At 72.3% G+C, this 21,068-nt stretch carries 16 protein-coding genes, 2 tRNA genes, 1 pseudogene and 1 riboswitch; of the genes and pseudogenes, 3 read left to right on the forward strand and 16 right to left on the reverse strand.

Annotated elements, in window-relative coordinates:
* Positions 1–31 precede the first annotated feature (31 nt).
* Entirely contained in the window at positions 32–898 is an 867-nt protein-coding gene (gene trmB, locus ABZ565_RS19510; protein WP_361028444.1) for a tRNA (guanosine(46)-N7)-methyltransferase TrmB, read from the forward strand.
* A gap of 50 nt (positions 899–948) precedes the next feature.
* Positions 949–2,496, forward strand: coding sequence for a PrsW family glutamic-type intramembrane protease (locus ABZ565_RS19515; RefSeq protein ID WP_361028055.1), 1,548 nt, complete (start codon positions 949–951; stop codon positions 2,494–2,496).
* Between the two features lie 91 nt (positions 2,497–2,587).
* On the opposite strand, the gene ABZ565_RS19520 is transcribed toward ABZ565_RS19515, so the two are convergent.
* From ABZ565_RS19520 to ABZ565_RS19535, 4 genes are all read right to left on the reverse strand, one after another.
* On the reverse strand, positions 2,588–3,532 hold the full coding sequence (locus ABZ565_RS19520) for an aldo/keto reductase (protein ID WP_361028058.1): 945 nt from the start codon (positions 3,530–3,532) through the stop codon (positions 2,588–2,590).
* 181 nt (positions 3,533–3,713) lie between these two features.
* Positions 3,714–4,883, reverse strand: coding sequence for a M23 family metallopeptidase (locus ABZ565_RS19525; protein ID WP_361028061.1), 1,170 nt, complete (start codon positions 4,881–4,883; stop codon positions 3,714–3,716).
* 11 nt (positions 4,884–4,894) lie between these two features.
* A riboswitch (cyclic di-AMP (ydaO/yuaA leader) is annotated at positions 4,895–5,048 on the reverse strand.
* A 211-nt stretch (positions 5,049–5,259) separates the two neighbouring features.
* Positions 5,260–6,423 carry a PP2C family protein-serine/threonine phosphatase gene (locus ABZ565_RS19530; RefSeq protein ID WP_361028064.1) on the reverse strand — a complete coding sequence of 388 codons (1,164 nt, stop codon included), beginning with the start codon at positions 6,421–6,423 and terminating at the stop codon, positions 5,260–5,262.
* Positions 6,424–6,595: 172 nt separating this feature from the next.
* Positions 6,596–6,669, reverse strand: a tRNA-Met gene (locus ABZ565_RS19535).
* Between the two features lie 168 nt (positions 6,670–6,837).
* Here ABZ565_RS19535 and ABZ565_RS19540 point away from each other — a divergent pair.
* Positions 6,838–7,242, forward strand: a complete 405-nt coding sequence (locus tag ABZ565_RS19540; RefSeq protein ID WP_361028067.1) for an SHOCT domain-containing protein — start codon at positions 6,838–6,840, stop codon at positions 7,240–7,242.
* A 117-nt stretch (positions 7,243–7,359) separates the two neighbouring features.
* Here ABZ565_RS19540 and ABZ565_RS19545 read toward each other — a convergent pair whose 3' ends face one another.
* The 12 genes and pseudogenes from ABZ565_RS19545 to ABZ565_RS19600 form a co-directional block, all read right to left on the reverse strand.
* Positions 7,360–7,593 (reverse strand): hypothetical protein, encoded by a 234-nt coding sequence (locus tag ABZ565_RS19545; RefSeq protein ID WP_361028070.1) that lies wholly within the window; start codon positions 7,591–7,593, stop codon positions 7,360–7,362.
* Positions 7,594–7,808: 215 nt separating this feature from the next.
* Positions 7,809–8,438: a sigma-70 family RNA polymerase sigma factor gene (locus ABZ565_RS19550; RefSeq protein WP_361028073.1), complete on the reverse strand. Its 630-nt coding sequence runs from the start codon at positions 8,436–8,438 to the stop codon at positions 7,809–7,811.
* 245 nt (positions 8,439–8,683) lie between these two features.
* The gene (locus ABZ565_RS19555; RefSeq protein ID WP_361028076.1) at positions 8,684–9,448 is read right to left on the reverse strand and encodes a hypothetical protein; all 765 of its coding nucleotides are present in this window, start codon (positions 9,446–9,448) and stop codon (positions 8,684–8,686) included.
* A 136-nt stretch (positions 9,449–9,584) separates the two neighbouring features.
* A complete protein-coding gene (locus ABZ565_RS19560) occupies positions 9,585–10,103 on the reverse strand; it encodes a copper chaperone PCu(A)C (RefSeq protein ID WP_361028079.1) in 519 nt (172 codons plus the stop codon).
* Positions 10,100–12,388 (reverse strand): heavy metal translocating P-type ATPase, encoded by a 2,289-nt coding sequence (locus tag ABZ565_RS19565; RefSeq protein ID WP_361028082.1) that lies wholly within the window; start codon positions 12,386–12,388, stop codon positions 10,100–10,102. Before ABZ565_RS19565 ends, ABZ565_RS19560 begins: the two co-directional genes overlap by 4 nt.
* Positions 12,388–12,696: a hypothetical protein gene (locus ABZ565_RS19570; RefSeq protein WP_361028085.1), complete on the reverse strand. Its 309-nt coding sequence runs from the start codon at positions 12,694–12,696 to the stop codon at positions 12,388–12,390. Before ABZ565_RS19570 ends, ABZ565_RS19565 begins: the two co-directional genes overlap by 1 nt.
* A 25-nt stretch (positions 12,697–12,721) precedes the next feature.
* On the reverse strand, positions 12,722–13,414 hold the full coding sequence (locus ABZ565_RS19575; protein ID WP_361028088.1) for a DUF5134 domain-containing protein: 693 nt from the start codon (positions 13,412–13,414) through the stop codon (positions 12,722–12,724).
* On the reverse strand, positions 13,411–14,883 hold the full coding sequence (locus ABZ565_RS19580) for a PepSY-associated TM helix domain-containing protein (protein WP_361028091.1): 1,473 nt from the start codon (positions 14,881–14,883) through the stop codon (positions 13,411–13,413). Before ABZ565_RS19580 ends, ABZ565_RS19575 begins: the two co-directional genes overlap by 4 nt.
* Before the next feature lie 346 nt (positions 14,884–15,229).
* Positions 15,230–15,303: transfer RNA gene (locus ABZ565_RS19585), tRNA-Lys, on the reverse strand.
* Positions 15,304–15,401: 98 nt separating this feature from the next.
* Positions 15,402–17,531 (reverse strand): FG-GAP-like repeat-containing protein, encoded by a 2,130-nt coding sequence (locus tag ABZ565_RS19590; protein ID WP_361028447.1) that lies wholly within the window; start codon positions 17,529–17,531, stop codon positions 15,402–15,404.
* Positions 17,532–17,578: 47 nt separating this feature from the next.
* Positions 17,579–20,599 carry an FG-GAP-like repeat-containing protein gene (locus ABZ565_RS19595; protein WP_361028093.1) on the reverse strand — a complete coding sequence of 1,007 codons (3,021 nt, stop codon included), beginning with the start codon at positions 20,597–20,599 and terminating at the stop codon, positions 17,579–17,581.
* Between the two features lie 247 nt (positions 20,600–20,846).
* Positions 20,847–21,068: pseudogene (locus tag ABZ565_RS19600) on the reverse strand (RNA helicase); the annotation flags it as partial.

Genomic DNA, 21,068 nt, shown 5'->3' on the forward strand with positions numbered 1-21,068 from the left:
CCCGTAGAATCAGGGCATTGTGTCTGAGCCCATGAACCCCTCCCGCCCGACGCCCGGCGACCCCGCCGTTGCGGACGGCGCCGCGCCCGCAACGCCCGACGGCACCGTGCCCACCACTGCCGGAATCCCGGACGACGTGCGGGCCGCGTCCCTGGAGCGCGCGCGCCGGATGCGCCAGCAGCCCCGCTTCCCCGGCGGCCCCGCGGCCGACCCGGCCGGCTCGCACCACGAGCGCCGCATCCGCAGCTTCCAGCCGCGCCGCAGCCGGGTCACGCCCGGTCAGCAGAACGCCCTGGAGCGGCTCTGGCCCAAGTGGGGCCTGGACATCGACGGGCTGAGCGTCCTCGACCTGCCCGCCCTGTTCGACGGGCTCCCGGTGGTGCTGGAGATCGGCTTCGGCATGGGTGAGGCCACCGCGCAGATGGCGGCCGCCGACCCGGGCACCGGCATCCTCGCCGTCGATGTGCACACGCCCGGCCAGGGCAACCTGCTCGGCCTCGCCGACCGGAACGGCTCGACCAACGTCCGGGTCGCCAACGGTGACGCGATCATCCTGCTGCGCGAGATGCTGGAGCCGGAGTCGCTGGACGGGCTGCGGGTCTACTTCCCCGACCCGTGGCCCAAGTCCCGCCACCACAAACGCCGACTGATCCAGCCGGAGTTCCTGGACCTGGCGGCGGGCCCGCTGAAGCCCGGCGCCCTCGTGCACTGCGCGACCGACTGGGAGCCGTACGCCGAGCAGATGCTCGAGGTGCTGACCGCGCACCCGCTCTTCGAGAACACGGTGGCCGGCGGCGGTTACGCCCCGCGCCCCGCCTTCCGCCCGCGGACCCGGTTCGAGGGCCAGGGGCTGGGGAAGGGCCACGTGGTGCACGACCTGCTCTTCACGCGCGTCTGAGCCGGACGGACACCATGGCCGTTGTCGGACCCGCTCGTTAGGGTCGAGGGGTGTCCGACGGGTCTGTTCAGCGACAACGGCAGGATCAGCCGGCCGTCCCGGTGCTCCAGGAGCGGCGGGTCGGCGAGATCCTGGCCGCCGTGCCGGCGCGGGGCCAGTGGCGTTACCGGCCGCGCCGCGTCGGCCCGCTCTGGCGGAACCGGACGTTCCGAGTAGTCGCCGTCTTCACGCTGCTGGCGCTCTGCGGGGTGGTGATCCTCGCCCTGGTCCGCGACCAGACCGGCACCGAGGGGTTCCTCGTCGGCCTGGGCCTGGCCGTCCTGCCGGTCCCGGTGCTGATGACCGCCTTCCGCTGGCTGGACCGGGTCGAGCCGACCCCGTGGCGGAACCTGCTGTTCGCCTTCGCCTGGGGCGCGTGCGCGGCGGCCCTGGTGGCCATCCTCGCCAACTCGTTCGCGACCCGGTGGATAGCCGACAGCGATCCGGGGAACGCCGACACCCTCGGCGCCACGGTCATCGCACCGGTGGTCGAGGAGAGCGCCAAGGCGGCGGCCGTCCTGCTGCTCTTCCTCTTCCGCAGGCGGGAGTTCACCGGGATCGTGGACGGCGTCGTCGCCGCCGGTTTCACGGCGACGGGGTTCGCCTTCACCGAGAACATCCTCTACCTGGGCAACGCCTTCGGCGAGGACCAGCAGACGGACTCCGGCTTCGCGGCGATGACCGTGGTGACCTTCCTGGTCCGGGCCGTGATGACCCCCTTCGCCCACCCGCTCTTCACCGTCCTGACCGGCATCGGTCTCGGGATCGCCGCGAGCAGCGCACCCGGCCGGCCGACGCGGCGCATCATGGCCCCGCTGCTCGGCCTGGTCCTCGCGATGGGCATGCACGCCCTGTGGAACGGCTCGGCGACCTTCGGCACGTACGGCTTCTACATCGTGTACGGGGCGTTCATGGTCCCGGTCTTCGGCCTGGTGACCTGGCAGGTGGTCAGGGCCCGTCGCAAGGAGCTGCGCTCCCTGGCCGTCGAGCTGCCCGCGTACGCCGAAGCCGGCTGGCTCACCCCCGACGAGCCCCGCGCCCTCGCCTCCATGCGGGCCCGCGCCCTCGCGAGGAACGCGGCGCGCCGGCGGTACGCGGCGAGCGTCTCCGGCCATCCGCACCACCCGGCGTACGCGACGGTCCGGGCCAAGGAGGCGAAGGAGCGCGGCAGGGCGGCGGCTCGTGCGGTAGCCGAGTACGAGGCGTTCGCGACCTCCCTCGCCTCCCTGCGCCGGCAGGCCGGCCGGGGCAGGGTGGACCCGGACTTCTCCGCGCGCGAGCTGGAGCTGCTGCACCACCTGTGGCAGCGCCGTGAGATCGCGGGCCCCGCCCTCGCGTACGCGGCCCGGGCCACGCACCGGCGGCCGCCGGGCTACACGGCCGCCTGGCCGCCCCGCCGGCCCCACCCGGGTACGCCGACGCCGTACGCGTACGGGACCCCGTCCCCGTACAACGGCAACCCGAACCCGTACGCCGGCCCGTCCCCGTACCCGGCACAGCCCTACGGCCAACAGCCCTACACCGCACCGCCCTACACCGGCGGACCGCCGCCGGCCTGATCCGCACACGGGGTCCCCACACAGGCCCGCGCACGGGATCCGTACACAGGGGCGGTACACAGGCCGACGAACCGCACGCGCGGAACGCGTCCTACGCCGAGGCTGCCGTCAGCGTCGACAGCTCCTCGTCCGTCAGCCGGAGACCGGCGACCGCCAGCAGGGCGGGCAGCTGGTCGACCGTGCGGGCGGAGGCGATCGGCGCGGCGACCGTCGGGCGGGAGGCGAGCCAGGCCAGGGCCACCGTCGCGATCTCGGCGCCCCGGTCCCGCGCCACCGTGTCGAGCGCGGCGAGCACCCGTCGGCCGCGCTCCGACTCCAGGTGACCGGCCGCGCTCCCGGCGCGGGCGCTGTCCACGGTCGTCCCCGGGCGGTACTTGCCGGTGAGGAAGCCGGAGGCCAGCGCGTAGTACGGAACGGCCGCGAGCCCGGCGTCGGCGGCGGTGTCCTGGAGCTCGCCCTCGTAGGTGTCCCGCGAGACGAGGTTGTAGTGCGGCTGCAGCGCCACATAGCGGGCCAGGCCCTCGCGTTCGGAGAATGCGAGGGAGGCGCGCAGCCGGGCGGGGCTGATGTTGGAGGCGGCGATCTCGCGGACCTTGCCCTCCTTCACCAGCTCGTCGAGGGCGGTGATGATCTCCTCGACCGGGACGGTCTCGTCATCGAAGTGCGTGTAGTACAGGTCGATGTGGTCCGTGCCGAGGCGGCGCAGCGACTCCTCGGCGGCGGACTTGATCGTGGGCGCCGAAAGGCCCTTGTAGCCGGGGAGGGCACCGACCTTGGTGGCCACCACGACCTCGGACCGGTTGCCGCGCGACGCGAGCCACTTGCCGATGACCGTCTCCGACTCACCGCCCTCGTTGCCGGGAACCCAGTGCGAGTAGGCGTCGGCGGTGTCCACGAAGTTGCCGCCGGCCGCCGCGTACGCGTCCAGGACGGCGAAGGACCGGTCCTCGTCCGCGGTCCAGCCGAAGACGTTTCCACCGAGGCAGAGGGGGAAGACCTGGAGGCCGGACGGGCCGAGATTGCGCAGTGAAGTCATAGGTGGAACAACGGTTTCCGGAGACCCCGCTATTCCGCATACATCCGGCCTGGCCCGGACGAACGTGCTCTGACCGCGGTCACGCGGACCGGCAGCCCTGGCGTCGGGGGTGTGCGTCAGGGCTGCCGGGGTTCGGAGGGCCGCGTACCGGGAAGGGCCGGGGCTTCGGGGGAAACGGACCTCAGACGGTCAGACCGCGGGCGCGCAGCCAGGCCATCGGGTCGATGCCGGTGCCGTCCGGGGTGTGGACCTCAAGGTGGAGGTGCGGGCCGGTGACGTTTCCGGTCGCGCCGACCCGGCCGATGGTGTCGCCGGTGGTGACCTTCTGGCCGACCGTGACGCCGATCGAGGACTGGTGGCAGAACCACAGCTCGGTGCCGTCCTCCAGCTCCAGCACCGTGCGGTAGCCGTAGGCGCCGGACCAGCCGGCCGACTTGACGGTGCCGGTGTGGATGGCCTTGATCGGGGTACCGGTCGGGGCCGCGAAGTCGAGGCCCGTGTGGTAGCCGGAGGACCACATCGAGCCGGCCTCGCCGAACGTCGAGGTGATCGTGTACGAGGAGGTGGGGATGGCGTAGCCGGCGGCGAGCTTGGCCAGGCGCAGGGCCTCGGCCTTCTTCTTCGCCTCCTCCGCCGCCTTCTTCTTCTCGGCGGCGGCCTTGGCCTCGGCCTCGTCCTGCTGCTTCTTCGCCTCGGCGGCCGCCTTCTCGGCAGCGGCCTTCTCCTCGGCTGCCTTCGCCTCGGCGTCGGCGGCGCCCTGCTGCTGCTCGGCCTGCTGGAGGATGCGGGCGCGCAGCGCCTCGCCGGCGTCCGTGGTGCCCTGCTCGGCCTCGGCGGTGGTGATGCCTGCGGTGGTCAGCGGGGCGGTGGCGGGGGCGGCGGCGGGGGTTTCGGCCTCGCTCTCGCCGGAGAACAACGCACCCACGCCAGGAAGGGACTTGGCGTCGGGAAGATTGTCCGCGATGGAATCGGGAAGAGAGATGGAGACCGGCGGTTTGCTCTGCGCGGTGGCCATGCCCCCCGCGCCGACGGCCGCGATGACACCGACGCCGAGGACGGTGGAGCTACGGGCCAGACCATTGCGCTGCTTGGCGACACGGTGCTTGCCACGGACGGGACGGACGGACTCCTCGGTGGGGTTCCATTCCTCCCAGGCCCGCTCGGAGTCGGCATCGTCGGCGCGGAAACCGCTGCCGAAACCGGCGCCGGTGCCGAAGCCGTTGCCCCGATCGGTCATGGAGTCGCTTCCCTGTTCCGGGAAGTACGCGGTGCCGGGGCCGGACGCGAAGTCGGCGCCGTACTCGGGCACGAACCGGGAAGGTGATTCGGGGGCAGGCTTGTTGGACGCCACGCGGGCGCACTCCTTTCCTTCCTTCTCGCCTACCGGGTTAGCTGACGGGTTCGGAGCAGGAAGGTCTCCTACGGGTCCCTCCGCCTCTTGTGAAGACGAAGATGCCCGATTCACCCCATGTAGGTGGTTCCCCGGTTCCCTTGCGGAATTCGGCGCACGCGCGCGGCGCCGTCCCTGACGACGGCTGGGACAACCGCGCTGCGTTATCGAACGTTAATAGACAGACGGGTCCGATTCCAAGCTGTTCCCACTGATCGTTCACGCACTTGGCCTGGACTTTACGGGACACAACCGGGTGGAATCGGGCGAGTTGATCCAGGTTCAGCCACTACGCGTTTTCTGACGTTGCGTCAAATGTTATGCGGAGCGGCGCCCCTCAGTCACGCAGCGTGGTACCCCGCTTGACGATCTTCACCGTCCTGCGCCGGTCCGGCTGCCCCTTCCCCGGCCGGGCCACCGCGAGCAACGCCATGTCGTCGGTCGACTCGCCCCCCGTGTGCAGCCGTACGTCGTCGGTCAGCGCGGACAACAGCTCCTCGGGACCCGGGAAGAGGCGCCCGCGCAGCCGCTCCGCCGGGTCGTAGAAGACGCCGTCGGCGTTCCGGGCCTCCGACAGGCCGTCCGTGTAGAACAGCAGCGTCCCCCCGGCCGGCAGCTCCCAGTCGTCCGAGCGGTCCGGCCGCACCCCCAGGTCCATGCCCAGCGGAAGTGCGGGCTCCGTGGGAGTCAGCGCCTCCACCACGCCGTCCCCGTGCAGCAGCAGCGGGTCCGGATGGCCGCGGTTCACCATCCGTACGCGCTGCGCGCCCGGCGGGATCTCCGCGAGCACGGCGGTCACGAACCCCTCGAACGCGTCCAGGTTGCTCCGCCGTACCGACTCACGCGCCAGCGCGCGCTCCAGCCGCTGCGCCACGCCCTCCAGCGACTTCTCCTGCTCCGCCGCCTCCCGGAACGCCCCGATCACCACCGCGACCGCGCCGACCGCCTCCAGCCCCTTCCCGCGCACGTCCCCCAGCACCAGCCGTACGCCGTACGGGGTGTCAGCGGCCGCGAAGAGGTCGCCCCCGACGAACTCGTCCGCCTGCGCCGCCTCGTACCGCGCGGCCACCTGGAGTCCGCCGAGCCGTTCGGGCGGCGCGGGCAGCACGGCCCGCATGGCCGTCTCGGCGATGATCCGGGCGGACGCCAGCTGGTCGCTGCCGCGCCGCACGACCCGGTTGATCACACACGCCTGCACGGCGACCGTGAGCACGGTGACCATCTCGATGAACGAGACCACCTCGACCAGGTCGCCGGTGTAGAGCCGGATTCCGGCGACGGCGAGCACCGAGGCGATCCCGATCCGGATCGTGGTGCCCATATCGAAGAAGGGCGCGGCGATCAGCGGGGCGGCCGCGAACATCGGGATGGCCGTATAGGAGGGCGGCGTGAAAACGTCGAACACCACCCCGGCGACGATCATCGCCACCGGCAGCACCCGGACGAACCGGCGGCTCACCGCGCCGTCCGGCCCGAGCCACCGTCGTTCCCACTTCCCCACCTGCGGTCTCCTGCCCGGTGCTGCCACGGCCGCGGACGGTACCGCGCACCTCCCCCAGCCTCGCGTCCGCCCGGCCACCGGGCGAGTCCTCGGCCGCCGAAGGGGCGAAACGAGTGCGCCGACAACGCATCAGGCCCGGCACGCTGCTTGCGTGCCGGGCCTGATCCTTCAGTAGCGGGGACAGGATTTGAACCTGCGACCTCTGGGTTATGAGCCCAGCGAGCTACCGAGCTGCTCCACCCCGCGTCGGTAAACCCAACTCTACGTCATGTCCGGAGCTCTCATGACCACGGCCCGGGCGCCTCGGCCCGCGCACCCGCCTCCCCTCGTGCCGCACCGATGGGCGATGGGGTGAATGTGGTGATATGACTGTTTCCAGATTCAGCCGGTCCGACGCTGACCCGGGAGTGGACGATGGACGACTATCCCCTGCTCAACCTGTTCTGGACGATGCTCTGGTTCTTCCTCTGGATCATGTGGCTCTTCCTCCTCTTCCGGGTCATCATGGACATCTTCCGCAGCGACGACCTGAGTGGCTGGGCCAAGGCCGGCTGGCTGATCCTGGCGCTGGTACTGCCCTACCTGGGCGTGCTGGTCTACGTGATCGCCCGCGGCAAGTCCATGGGCAGGCGCGACGTCCAGGAGGCCAAGGAGCGCGACGCCGCCTTCAAGGCGTACATCAGGGACGCGGCGGGCACGGAGGGCGGCAGCCAGAAGGGCGGCCACGTCGAGGGCCTGTCGAAGCTCGCCGATCTCAAGGACCGGGGCGCGATCACCGAGGACGAGTACCAGCGGGCGAAGTCGAGGCTCCTGGTCTGACGCACCCCCGGTGCCGGTGCCGCCCCTCCGGACGGGCGGCACCGGCACCGGCGCGCGTCCGGGCAGAGCAGAAGGCCCCGGGCCGTGCCGGAACGTTCGGTCGACATCGCTCAGGGCTCAGGCGGAGGCCACTGTGTCGAGCCGGCCCTCCTTCGCTTCGTTGACGAGGTCGGCGAACTGGGTCGCGCTCATCTGGACGTGCTGGCCGAAGTCGTCGGTGATGACGACACGGCGGTCCTCGCTCGCGGAGGGGTCGACGTAGAGCTGGGGGCAGCCGCAGTCGCAGTTCCCGCAGAACGTGGCGAGGGGTTCGAGGGAGCTGAGGTCGGGAGCCTGCTGGTGGGATGACATCCGTGCACCTTCCGTCGGGGCCGCCTTCTCCGCGGCGGCCTTGGACAGGGCGGACATACCCGCGCACGGGCGCGGACAGACAGACGGGGCACCCGTGTCATCTCTCCGCGTAACGGGGGAACCGCGGACAGTTCGGATCCGACTACCGGAGGGGGTGCGCCTTCGCACCCGTGGTGCCGGGGCCGGCCCGGACAGGGAAGGCCCCGGCACACACGTCAGGCGGTCCGTGCGATCGCCTCCGGTTCACCGCCTTCCAGTTGCGCGGTCAGGGCGGTACGGGCGCGGGCCACCCGGGAGCGGACGGTGCCGACCGGACAACCGGTCACTTGGGCGGTTTCGGCGTAGGAGAGCCCGAGCAACTGCGTGAGGACGAACGCCTGCCGGCGGTCGTGGGGAAGCGCTGACAGGAGTTGCCGGAGCGCCACCCCGTCCTCGAAGCCGGGCAGGCCGATCGGCTGGGCGCGTTCGACGGTCGTGCGCCAGTCGTCGGTGTCGGCGAGGAGCGGGCGCGCCGCGGCCCGGCGGAAGTCGTCGATGACGGCACGGCGGGCGATGGCCAGGAGCCAGGTGCGGGCCGAGGAACGGCCCTCGAAGCGGTGCAGCGTACGCAACGCTCGCAGGAACGTGTCCTGTGCGAGGTCCTCGGCCGACTGCGGGTCGGCGGACAGGTGGGCGACGTAGCGCACGACATCGCGGTGCAGGCACCGGATGAAGGCCTCGGCGGCCTGACGGTCCCCCCTACGGGCCGCCAGCGCCCAGGCGGTCGCGATGGCGTCCTCGGCCGTTCTGTCGCGTGGGACGGAGGGGAGCTGCGGCGCGCGCGGGATGGGCAGGGTGGTGTTCATCGCCAGGGATGTCCTTCACGGATCGGTCCGGTGCCCGGGCGTCCGGTCACCGCACGGGCGCACGCTGCGGCTGCGGCAGGTGGCGACGCGTACGGGACCGGCCCGGGATTCCGGTGAATGGGGCACCCGGGCCCATGAGGGCCGGGTGGGCCGGAGGACTTCCGCTGCGTGCGGGTACGCCTGGGGGCCGGTCGGCGACCGGTCACGAGCCAGGGTCTACGTCCTCCGGAATGCCTGCCGCGTCCTCAGAACGCGACGGCCGTCCCGGGCGGCCCCCGCCGGTCTCGCGCACGGGCGCACCGCAGCCCCGGCATCGGCCCGTCGCTCAGGCCCCGGCGGGGCCGCAGACGGCGGCGCGGAGCCGGCAAGGGTGCCGTGCGCACGGGCTGGAGCGGAGCGAGCAACCGGCCCGCGACGGCGCGCAGGACCTGAAAGGCGGCGCGTTCGCCTCGGGCGAGCCAGACGCCGCAGATGAGCGCGGCCAGGACGTGCGCGGCCAGCATCCCCGTCGAGGACATTCCGCCCATGTCGTGGCCCGCATGGGCCATCGAGCCCACACTCGTCGCCCCCGTGGCGGAGGCATGCCCCATGCCGGCCATGTGATCCATGCCGGCCATGTGGTGCAGGCCGGCCATCGCGTCGCCCAGGGGCGCGTGATGGATACCCGCCACCTGGTCCATGCCGCTCATGGCCGCGGCAGGTGCCTGGTCCCCGCCGGTGCCGGCCCGGGCAGGGGTGTCGCCGGCTGTGCCCGGCGCGGACTGCGCGGCGGCGAACGCCTTGTGCAGCATGCCCTGGGTCGCGACGGCGAGGGCGGTGACGAGCCAAGGGCCGCGCTCGCGTGCGGCGAACCACCAGCCGGGGACGGCGAGTCCGAGAAATCCCACGGCCAGTACCCAGAAGGGAAGCGGAGCCTCGGACATCAGGACGTGCCCGGTCGCGGCAAGGGTGACGGAGACGATAGCGAACATCGCCGCCCTCACCGCACGTCCGACCGGTCCGGCCTCCATGGCGCCTCATCCTCCCATCGCGAAGGGCCGCGCGACATGGGAGGGTGTCCGGCTTGCCGCCCATGCCGGACACGTAACTTCCGGAACCGGATTTCGGCATATGCCGCATGCGCGGGCCGTGGTGCGGGACATGGCGTCAGGGGCGCGGCAGGCGGTTCTTCCCGGTTCCCGGCCTCACCACCGCGGCCTGGACCCGCAAGGGCCTTCCGTGCGCGAAGTGGAGGGTGAACGACACGACGTCACCGGACTGCCACGGGGTCTTCGGCCGCACGGTCACATCGTTGCCGTGCGGGTTCATGGTGAGCCCCTCCCGCGCCGGGACGAGCACCGAGTCAACGGGCTGCCGGTAGGCGCCGTTGGCGGACGTCATACGGTGTTCGCTCAGCTCGGGCGGCTCGGTGGTGTCGGGCGAGGTGACGCGCACGAGCCGGTCGGAGGCGCCGCCGTCGTTGGTGAGCGCGAAGAACGCGGCCGTCTCCGGTGTGAGTCCGAACGACTGGTAGACGTATGCCCCGGCGACGGCCACGCGAGGCGGGCTGCCGGCGCGTCCACTCGTCGTCCAGGCACCGAGGCCCCCGAGCGCGAGGCCGCAGGCGAGGACGGGAGCGCCGACGGCGGTGAGCGACGTGCGCAGGCGCGAGGTGGGAAGAGTCATCGGAGGGCCACCCGCGAGGTGGGGCGCCGCCGCAGCGCGGCGGCTGCCGGAGCGGGCTGCCAGTGGCGCAGGCGGAGGCTGCCGAGGACGACGAGTACCGAACTGAGGGACATCGCGGCGGCGGCGAGCATCGGGTTGAGCAGACCGACCATGGCGAGCGGAAGGGTGATGACGTTGTAGCCGAAGGCCCATACAAGGTTGCCCCGGATGGTGGTGAGGGTGGCCCGTGCCAGGCGTACGGCGTCCGCCAGGGCTTCGATGTCGTCGCGGACGAGGGTGACGTCGGCGGCACCGATGGCGACGTCCGCGCCGGTTCCCATGGCGATGCCCAGGTCGGCTCCGGCGAGCGCCGCCGCGTCATTGACCCCGTCGCCGACGACGGCGACCCGCTTGCCCCGCGCGCGCAGTGAACGCACGAGTTCGGCCTTGTCCTCCGGGGTGCAGCGGGAGTGGATCTCCTCGATGCCGAGCGCGTCGGCGACGGCTTCGGCGGGTTCCTCCTGGTCCCCGGTGGCGAGGACGGGGTGCACGCCGAGCCGTCGCAACCGGTCCACGGCGTGGTAGCTGCCGGGGCGCACGACGTCGCCGAGCGCGAGGACGGCCTCGGGCAGCCCGTCGACGCGGACCAGCACCGGAGTGCGGGCGGCTTCCCGTGCGGTGGTGAGGGCCGCGTCCAGTTCCGCGGGGAGTTCGCCCTCGGGTGCGGCGACCTCCACGAGCCGTCCGTCCACGTGTCCGCGCACGCCGTGGCCGGGGGTCGCGGCGAAGTCTCGGAGTGCCCCGGGTCGTACGGCTCCGTCGGGGAGTGAGCGCTCGGCGTGCCGGACGACGGCCCGGCCGAGCGGGTGCTCGGAGCCGGTCTCGACGGTGGCCGCGAGCCGCAACGCCTCGTGCGCGCCGATGCCTTCGGGGCGGGCGGTGAGGGCGGCGACGGTGAGGTGTCCGGAGGTGAGGGTGCCCGTCTTGTCGAGGACGACGGTGTCGATCCGCCGGAGCGCTTCCAGGGCCTGGGGACCTTTGATCAGGATGCCGAGCTGGGACCCCCGGCCGGTGGCCGCCATGAGCGCGGTGGGGGTCGCGAGACCGAGCGCGCAGGGGCAGGCGACCACCAGAACCGCGACGCAGGCGGTGACGGCCGGCTGCGGGTCCGCGCCCGTGCCGAGCCAGAAGCCGAGCGCCGTCACCGCGAGGGCGAGCACGACGGGCACGAAGACCCCGGCCACGGTGTCGGCGAGCCGCTGGGCACGGGCCTTCCCGGCCTGGGCCTCGGTGACGAGTGCCGTGATGCGGGCCAGCCGGGTGCCGGCACCGACCGCCGTCGCACGGACGAGCAGGAGCCCGCCCGCGTTGACCGAGCCCCCCGTGACGGCGGAACCGGCCGCGACCTCCACGGGCCGTGTCTCTCCGGTCACGAGGGACAGGTCCACGGCGGACGTGCCCTCCACCACCTCGCCATCGGTCGCGACCCGTTCCCCCGGCCGCACGAGGAAGTTCTGCCCGGCGACGAGACGCGTGGCCGGAATGGTCCGTTCGGCTTCCCCGTCCCGCACCGTCACCTCCCTCACGCCGAGTTGGGCGAGGGCGCGCAGGGCGGCCGAGGTGCCACGCCGGGCACGGGCCTCCAGATGACGGCCGAGGAGCACGAAGAGCGGGACGCCGACCGCCGCTTCGAGGTAGACGTGCGCCACTCCGTCCGAGGCCGTCGGCAGCAGCGTGAAGGGCATCCGCATGCCGGGGGTGCCGGCGCCGCCGAGGAAGAGCGCGTACGCGGACCAGCCGAAGGAGGCGAGGACGCCGAGCGAAACGAGCGTGTCCATCGTCGCCGCACCGTGCCGCAGCCCGCGCCAGGCCCGCTCGTGGAAGGGCCACGCGCCCCAGGCCGCGACGGGAGCGGCGAGGACGAAGCACAGCCACTGCCAGTTCCGGAACTGGAGCGAGGGCCCCATCGCGAGGACGAGGACGGGGAGAGCCAGGAGCGCGGTCACCATCAGCCGTTGCCGGCCGTCGGCTTCGGTCTCGTCCGTCGGCGGCTCCCCGGCCGGCGCGGCCGGTTCGGGAAGGCGGGCGGTGTATCCCCCGCGTTCGACGGCTGCGACGAGCACGTCCGTGCCCAGGTCCGCCGGGTGCTCGACGCGCGCCGTGCCGGTGGCGAGGTTGACGGTGGCGCGCACTCCTTCCAGGGCGCCGAGCTTCTTCTCCACCCTGCGTACGCAGGCCGCACACGTCATGCCGCCGACCAGCAGGTCCGTCGTGGCGAGGGTGCGCGGCGCGGCTCCCCGGCTCATCAGTCGCCCATCCCGCTCATGCCGCCCATGTCGTGCGAGCCCGGTTCGTCGGGGTGCGTGACTCCGCGCATATCGGGGGCGACAGGGCCCGCGAGGCGCCCGGCACCGTACGAGACGGCGAACAGCGCGGAGAGCAGGAGCACGAAGCCCCCGAGCAGCGCGTACGGGGCGGGGGTTGAGCGCCGCTGGGTGTGCGTCGGCACCGAGTGGTCCATGGGGCAGGCTCCGGGCGAGAGTGCGAGTCGTACGCACCAGTGGTCGGCCACCCCGGTCCGCGAGTTCCCCCGGACCCGGGTGGTGTGCGTCACGTATCGGCCATTCGTCGGGCTTCCCTCACACCATGACGGCGAACATCACCGCCATGCCCAGCGCCATCAGTCCGTGACAGCCAAGGTCCCACGCGGCGTGTGCCGCCCCGCCCGACGCCGCGTCGCCGGTCGCGCGAGGTGCCGTGCGGTCCGCGTCGCCGGTCGCGCGAGGTGCCGTGCGGCCCGTGTCGAAGCCCTTCGCGAGCCACCCCAGCGCGAGCGCGAGCAGCAGGAGTGCGAGGAGACCCGCGCTCCAGCGGTCGCCGGTGCCGCCGAGTGTCATCGTCGCCAGAGCCCCGGGCGCGGACATGTCCATTCCGGGCATGTCGTGCGCCTGGCCGCCGCCCGCCGCCCCCATGGACATGCCGGACGACATCGCGGCGGCCATCCACGCCATCGCACCCGTCATCAGGGCATGCGGCAGCGCCTCGGCGAGAGCCCGCCCCCGCGGCTCCGGGCCACCGGGCAGGGCAAGGGCGGCCACCACGAACCAGACCGCGGCGGCGGAGAAGAAGAGCACCTGCGGGGGAGCGGGCAGGTCCATGCCCCAGGACCAGGCCATCGCGAACATGGCGAGGGCCATCACGGCGTGCAGCCCGTGCGCGAGCCGCGTGCTCCACGGGTGGGAACGGGCCGCGAGCGCGCGCCACACGCCGTGGGCGGCGAGTACGCAGAAGAGCAGCGTCAGAATCCAGCGCAGCCCGGTGGCGGCGATCATCGGGCCGTCCCCTTCGTCGTCTCGGCTCGTGCTTCCGTGTGCGTGAGCCCGCGTCGGCGCACCTGGGCGACCGCCACGTCCGCGAGCAGGAAGCAGACCAGGGGCAGCCCGAACAGCGGCAGGTAGTACGCGACGACGGCGGTCACGACGACGAGCGGGGCCATGACCCTGCCCGGAACCCGCCGCCAGGCTCCCCGCGCCGGTGGACGGCCGAACGGTGTCCCGCCGTCTCGGGTCGGGCGGCGCAGCCACCACATGCGGTAGCCCCAGAACAGCATTCCGATGAGCGCGAGGGCGATCACCGCCAGGGCGATCTGATTGGCGAGGCCGAAGAGCAGGCCCATGTGGGCGTCGATGCCCCAGCGGGTGAGTTTGGCGAGGACGGGGAAGTCGTCGAAGACCAGCTTGTCCACGACCTTGCCGGTGGCCGGGTCGATGGCCACCGAATCCTGCTGCTCCGGCCAGTGCCGCGTGTTCTCCTTCACCACGTACGCGCTCTCGCCGTCCGCGGGCGGGCTGATGACGAGCTTGCCGCGCAGACCTTCGGCACGGGCGACGCGGACGGTCTCGTCGAGATCGACCCGCGTGGCGGAAGTGCCGGGCGCGGGCTGCTCCGTTCCCGCCCGGCCCAGGGCCGAGGAGACGGACGGCGTCGCCCCGCCCAGCGAGTCCTGGATCTTGCCGATGTTCACGCCCGCGTGCGCGGACCACGTCAGTCCGGTCGCCGAGAGCGCGAGGAATCCGACCGACACCCACAGGCCCACGGCCCCGTGCCAGGACAGCGTGCGCCTGCGCCCGTTCGGGCCCCGGCGCGGCACGAACAGCCGGCGCAGCCGCTCCCGCCCGCGCGGCGCCCCGAGCCACAGGGCGAGCCCGCCCAGCACCTCGACCCACAGCCAGCTCGCGGCGATCTCGCTGTAGTTGCGGCCGAACTCGCCCAGGTACAGCGTGCGATGCAGGCCGTCGAACCACGCCCGTACGGGCAGCCACTCGCCGAAGGTACGCAGAGAGCCACGGACCTCCGCCGAGTACGGATCGACGAACGCCGTCTGCGTGTACCCCTCGGGCAGCCCCTTCACGTCGAAGGTGACGCGCGTGGTGTCGTCGGCCCCCGCTCCCTGGGTGACGGAGACGAGTCGCCCGCCGGGTATCGCAGCGCGGGCGGCCTCCACCTGGGCGGCCAGTGGTGTCGGCTCGCCGTGCGGCGTGACCTTCAGTTCGTGGTGGTGGACGACGGACTCGATCTGCGGTGTCGCCGTGTAGAGCAGTCCGGTCACGGCGGCGACGAGCAGGAACGGGCCGATGAGGACACCCGCGTAGAAGTGCAGGCGCAGCAGGAGGGGCCGCAGCCCGCTCCACGTGCCGCCGCTGTTCCTCGTCGCGGGCGTGACGAAGTCCTCGGCGGGGGCGGCCTCCTCGGTCGTACGTTGCCGGAGCGGTGGTGACGCGGCAGGCGTGGTCTCGGTCATCGGCTCTTCCTCATGCGTGGACCGGTGGGGACGGTGAGGTGCACGTACAGGAGTCGGAGCGAAGGGTGCGCGAGTTCCTCCCACCACTGCGAGACGTACGTCACACCTCGCCGGTGTCCGGGCAGGCGGAACACCCGCGGATCCCCGGAATGCCGACACCGGGACCCGACCGGCGCCGGGCTTCCCGCCCGGCACGAGGACGCGCGTCGGGTGCACGCGGAGGCGTTCGGAATCCGCCATCCGGCCGGAGCGACACGCACGCGCCGCGAACGCCGGAGCGCCCCGACCGGCAATCCCGGTCGGGGCGCTCCACTGCGGGCCGGAGGGTCACCTCCCCCGCGCGGGGTAGGCCGTGTGGGACTCGAACCCACAACCAACGGATTAAAAGTCCGCTGCTCTGACCAATTGAGCTAACGGCCCTCGGCACATCACCCCCGAGCATAGCCCGCCCCGGCCGCGCGGCCGATCGGGTATCGGCCGCGCGGCCCCGTCACCGGGACCGGGGCGGGCTCAGAGCGTCAGAAGATGCCCTTGTACGTCTGCCAGCCGGTGGCGATCTGCGTACGGGCTCCGAAGGAGCCCTTGCTGTTGCCGTTGTTCCGGAACAGCTTGCCCGCCGAGTCGCGGACGACGATGTCGTTCCGGCCGTCACCGTTCAGGTCGCCGACGCCGACCATGGTGTTGTACGAGCGGCCCCAGTCGGTGAACACCTTCACGCGCGCGGAGAAGCGGCCGTTGCCCAGGCCGTTGTAGCGCCACAGGCCGCCGTTGCGGTCGTGGCCGAGCAGGTCGGGGATGCCGTCGCCGGTGATGTCGCCGACGCCGGTGATCTGGGCGTACGTCCGCCAGTCGGTGTTGATCCTCGTCTTCGGGAGGAACTTCCCGGCGGACGTGCCCGCGTAGAAGTAGATGTCGCCGGTGGACTTCTGACGGGCCACGAGGTCTGCCCGGCCGTCGCCGTTCAGGTCACCGGGCGACGTCAGCACGTCGTACTGCTGCCAGCCGCCGCCGATCACGGTGTGCTTGCTGGACGGCGTGTAACCGGAACCGCCGCAGCGGCCCGCGTACTGCCGCAGCTCGCCACCCGGCATCCGGACGAGCAGCTCGGAGCAGCGGTCGCTGCCGGTGTCCGAGAAGGGCACGGCGACCGTGCCGGCCGGCCAGCCGGAACCGGATTTCTTGCCGCTGAAGAGGCCGCCGGGCTGGCCGAACTGGATGGTCAGCCCGCCCGAGGAGTTGAGGGTGACCAGGTCTCCGTTGCTGTAGTTGCCCTGGTCGTGGAAGCCCGGCTTGCCACCGCTGACCGAGATGGTCCCGCTGGTGGTGTACTTCCCCGTACCGTCCTCGGGCGTCGCCGTCAGGGTCCAGGTGTGCCGGCCGTTGCCCGTGTATCCGCCCGCGTCCGTCAGGCCGTCCCAGTTGACGTCCGCCTCGGTCCCGTCACCGCCCTTGAGGGTGCGCACCGTACGGCCCGTCCAGTCCTTGACGGTGTACGTCCAGGAGACGGGCTTGGTGAACTGCCAGGTGCTGTTCCACTCCGGGAGCCCGTTCACACCCTTGAAGTCCATGTACGGGTCGCCTTGATCGGATGCGATCTTCGCGAGGGGCTGCGCGGGCACCCCGCTGGGCACGATGTGCAGAGTCTGCGCGGCGTCGAGATACGCGATGTCGCCGCCGAACTTGTCCACCGCCCAGGTCAGCCGGCGCTGGTCGGCCGTCTTCCCGGCAGGGAGGTCCGCAACCGCGCGCGGGGAGGCCGCCTTGCCCGTGTGGAAGTCGGTGAGCAGCAGCTCGCCCGCCGTCCGGTCGTGCCGGACGAGGTAGCCGTCGCCGACCAGGGCGGGCCCGGACGGCACGGTGAACGACTTCTTCGCCGTACGGTCGTACACGCCCGCGGCACCGGTCGTCCCGCAGTTCCAGTAGACCCAACGGCCGACCGCGCGCACCTCCTTGATCACGCAGGGAGCGCCGGTGGCCGCCGTCTCCACGACCTTCTTCGTCTCCAGGTCGGTCGCGGTGAGCGCCCCGGCGGCGGTGGTCGCCGCCCACAGCGCGGTGCCCCAGACGGAGGCCGCGCCCGCGGTACGGACGATGGGGTCGGCGGTCGAGGTGTAGCTCGGGTACATGGCCGCGCGCTGCTTGGCGGGGGAACCGCCGTTGACGACGTAGGCACGCCCGGTCAGGTCCACGATCCGTGCGGTACCGGCCGGATCGTGGGTCCCGGTGCCGTGGTACGAGTTTCCGGGCGCGTGGAACTGCACGCTCTCGGTCCCGGCGCCGTCGCCGTCGGCGAACACCACGCCGACATCGCCGTGGCCCGAGGCCATGAGATCGACGCAGGCGCCGTTGTCGCAGGGCACCGTCCTGAGGTGCGCGCCGTTGGCGTACGTCCCGGCGAAGGCACGGCTCTCGCGTGCCCCCACGGTCGTGGCGTCGGCGGACACCCGGCGGTCGTACACCATCCGGTCGCCGGATGCGCTCTGCTCCGCCGTCACCAGCCGTCCGCCCGCGAAGTCGAGGCCGTACACCCCGGTCGTCGCCACGGTGGCCGGCGCCGAGTCGGCGGCGCTCGCCGGTACGGCGGCCGTGGCGAGGACGGTCGCCCCGGCCACGGCGCCCACGAGCGCGACGCGCCCGCGTATGAACACGGTCAAGAGAAGTTCCTTTCCGGGAAGCCCGGAGGTCGAGTGAGTGATCAGAAGAGGTTCTTGTACGTCTGCCAGCTGCCGCCGACCTTGGTACGGGCCGCCAGCGCGCCCTTGCCGTCGCCGCGGTAGCTCCACAGCACCCCGGCCGTGTCGCGGGCCAGCAGGTCCGCGCGGCCGTCGCCGTTCAGGTCACCGGAGCCGACCATCGTGTCGTACATGGTCCAGCCGTACCCGATCTTGGTACGGGTACCGAGTGTGCCCTTGCCGGTGGTCGGGTAGCGCCACACGTTGCCCGAGCTGTCGCGGGCCAGCAAGTCGCCCCTGCCGTCACCGTTCATGTCGCCCATGCCGGCCAGGAGGTACTTCTGCCAGCCGTAGCCGATCTTCACCCGGGGCTCGAACAGGCCGTTGCCCTTGCTCTTGTAGAAGTACAGGTCGCCCGCGGGCGTCCGGCCGAGCAGATCGGCGCGCCCGTCGCCCGACATGTCGCCGGGCGAGGTCAGGGCGTCGAACATGTTCCAGCCGGTGCCGATCTCCCTGTACGGCGTGCTGGGCTTGAGCGCCGCCCCGCAGGCCGGCTTGTACGCGCGCAACTCGCCCGCCTTCGTACGGACCAGCACGTCGTTGCACCGGTCACCGCTGATGTCCTCGAACGGCACGGCGGCGGTCACGGTGTCGCCGCCCGTCCAGCCGGTGCCCGACACCTTGTCCTCGACCCGTCCGGCCCCGGTCCCGGTACCGGCCCGCCAGTCGGCCTTCCCCGCCGAGGTGAACGCGAGCAGGTCCCCGTACCCGTCGTTCCCCACGAAGTCCCGTGCCACGGCTGCCGCTCCGGAGACCTTGACCGTCCCGGAAGCGGTCAGGGCGGCACCCCGGCCGTCGGCGGGCTTCGCGGTCAGCGTCCAGTTGTACGCGCCATTGGCCGCGTACCGGCCACCCGCGTCCTTGCCGTCCCACCCGGTCTTCACCAGGCCCCGCGCCTCACCACCGGCCAGCGTGCGGACCGTGGCCCCCGTCGCGGCGTTCCTCAGCGTCAACTGCCAGGACGACGCGGGCTTCGACAGCCACCAGCGGGGTGACCAGGGAGCGCTCGCGACGTTCGCCGATGCCGCGGCGGCGACGTCGCGGACGGACAGTGCGGAGGCCGTCACACCGGACGGGACCACGTGCACCTTGCCGTCCGTGTCGGCGAAGGCGAGCGGGCCGCCGAACCGGTCAACGGTCCATCCCTCGCCCTGCGCGGGATTGGCCGGCCGGCCGACGACGTGGGTGCCCGTCGTGCCCCGCACATCGGTGACGGAGAGGACCCCGTCCTTCTCCCATCCGACGTAGCCGTCACCGAGCATCGCGTCCCCGTGGGCGGGGAGGCGGACCGACTTCTTCGTGACGGTGCCGTAGACGCCGGAGGCGCCGGTCGCGCACTCCCAGTAGAGGTCGGTGCCGTTGGCGCGAAGATCCGTGAGGTCGCAGTCGCCGACGTCGACGCTGTGGACGTTCTCTCCGGTGCGTACGTCGAGCGCCTGGACGACGCCCGGCGAGGCGCCCTCCACCCACAGCGTGGATCCGTCGATCGCGAACGCCGGCATGTACGCGTTCTGGGCGGGGCCCGTGTAGACCGGCTTCCCGGTGTCCAGGTCGATGACCTGCAGGCGCGGGCGGTAGTCCTCCGAAGACGGTCCGGGAATCCTTGCCACGGTGTAGCGGCCGGAAGCCTGCATCGTGTCGTGCGGCTGCTGGTACGTGGACTGGTCGTTGACCTTCCGGGCCGGCAGGGACGCCGACTCGTCGAGGACGCTCAGCCCCTTGCCGTTGATGCCCTGGTACGCCAGCCGGCCGTCACCGGTGGACTGGACCTCCTCGCACCAGTCCCAGTCACAGCCCGCGTACTGGTTGAACAGCCCCCGGTCCACGCGCGGACCGGCCGTCGGACCGCCGCTCGGCGAGACGTCGATCCGGCGCAGCCGCGCCTGGCCGAACGGGATCCTGTCGACGGTGTGCAGGCGCCCCTGAGCCATGCTCATGCCTTCGACGACGGTGGCGATCGCGGCGACGTCGGCCACCTTCGCCGTGGTGACCCTGCCTTCCGCGCCCGCCCGCAGCGCGTACACGGAACTGGTCGCGTCCTGACTCCCGCTCGCCCTGCCCAGCAGCATCGTTCCGTCGGGCTCGACCACCGGGATCGCCGCGGCACGGTCGAGGACCACGCGCTCCGGGCCGCCGGTCACCGGGACCGCGAGGACGGTGTGGTCGGTCGCGGTGTCCCCGCCGGTCGCCGACGGCCGGGTGTACAGGACCTCGTCGCCGACCACGCCGAGCAGTTTCTCGTCACCCACATCTGTGAGGGTGATCTCGTGGGCGGGCTTCGAGAGGTCCGTCAGGTCCCACACGCGGTAGGTGTCCGTGTCGCCGAACCGCTGGACCACCCGCTGTCCTCCGGGCGTCACCCAGCTGTCGAGGAGGGCCGTCGGGTGCAGTCCCGACCCGTCCAGCCGGTACACGACCCGTCGGCTGTTCACAGTCGCCTCGACGAACACGCCGTCCGCGCTGCCGTGCTCCTGGACGTACAGCGACCTGGCCCCGTCCGGCAGTCCGGCCACCGGGGTCTCCACCACCTGGCCGTTCTCCCAGGACAGCTGACGCAGTCCCGGCTTGCCCTCGGTGGTGGCGGTCGTGACGATCGTGCCGCCGTAGGTGCCGGCGTAGCGCCACCCCGAGGGGATCGGCAGGGACCACTCCTGCCCGGTCCGCATGTCCCGCTGGACGGGCGACGCCACACCGGTGAAGGTCACGACGTCCGTGCCTGCCACTGTGGCAACCCGCTGCTTGTCCGGCACCGGGACGGCTCGCGTGGACCCGTCGGCGTACGAGGTCCAGTTGTAGCCCTCCCCTGCCTGCCCCCACAGATACCCGGTCGCCCCGGCGCCCACCAGGCGGGCCGCGTTGGGGTTCTGGTTCTGCTCCGCGGGGATGACGAGCCCGGCGAGCGGCGAAGCCTCGGCGCCGGCGGAGGGAGGCACGAACGCCGCCCCGATCCCCAGCGCCGCGATCATCGCGACAGCACTTCTCACGGCCGTACGGCGTCTCAAGACGAGCCCCTCCTGGGTGCTTCAAGAGCATGAGGAGGACGCGGCAGCATGTGCCGCGGTCTGTGCGAAGTGTGAAAGCCCCCCGGCCCCAACCCCTCATGCGAGTGCGCTGACTTTACAGCAGCCTCACAGGTACCGGAAGACGATTTCGAACCCGTTCAACGCAACAGGGCCCGCACACCACCGAAGTGGTGTGCGGGCCCTGCTCAGCAGTCAGGCGTCCCGACGGTCAGCCGTTGCGCTTCCAGCGCGGCTTGTCGTCGCGGCGGCCGAAGGAGCCGGTGTTGGTGCCGGTCGAACGGTGGTCGTCGCGGCGGCCGTTCGGGCGGTCGCCGCCGGAGCGGAAGCCACCGGACGGGCGGTCGTCACGACGGTCGCGGTTGAACGGACGGTCGCCGCCGCCGGAGCGGAAGCCGCCCGAAGGACGGTCGTCGCGGTTGAACGACGGACG

It is taken from the genome of Streptomyces sp. NPDC016469 (assembly GCF_040632905.1).
Taxonomy (GTDB): domain Bacteria; phylum Actinomycetota; class Actinomycetes; order Streptomycetales; family Streptomycetaceae; genus Streptomyces.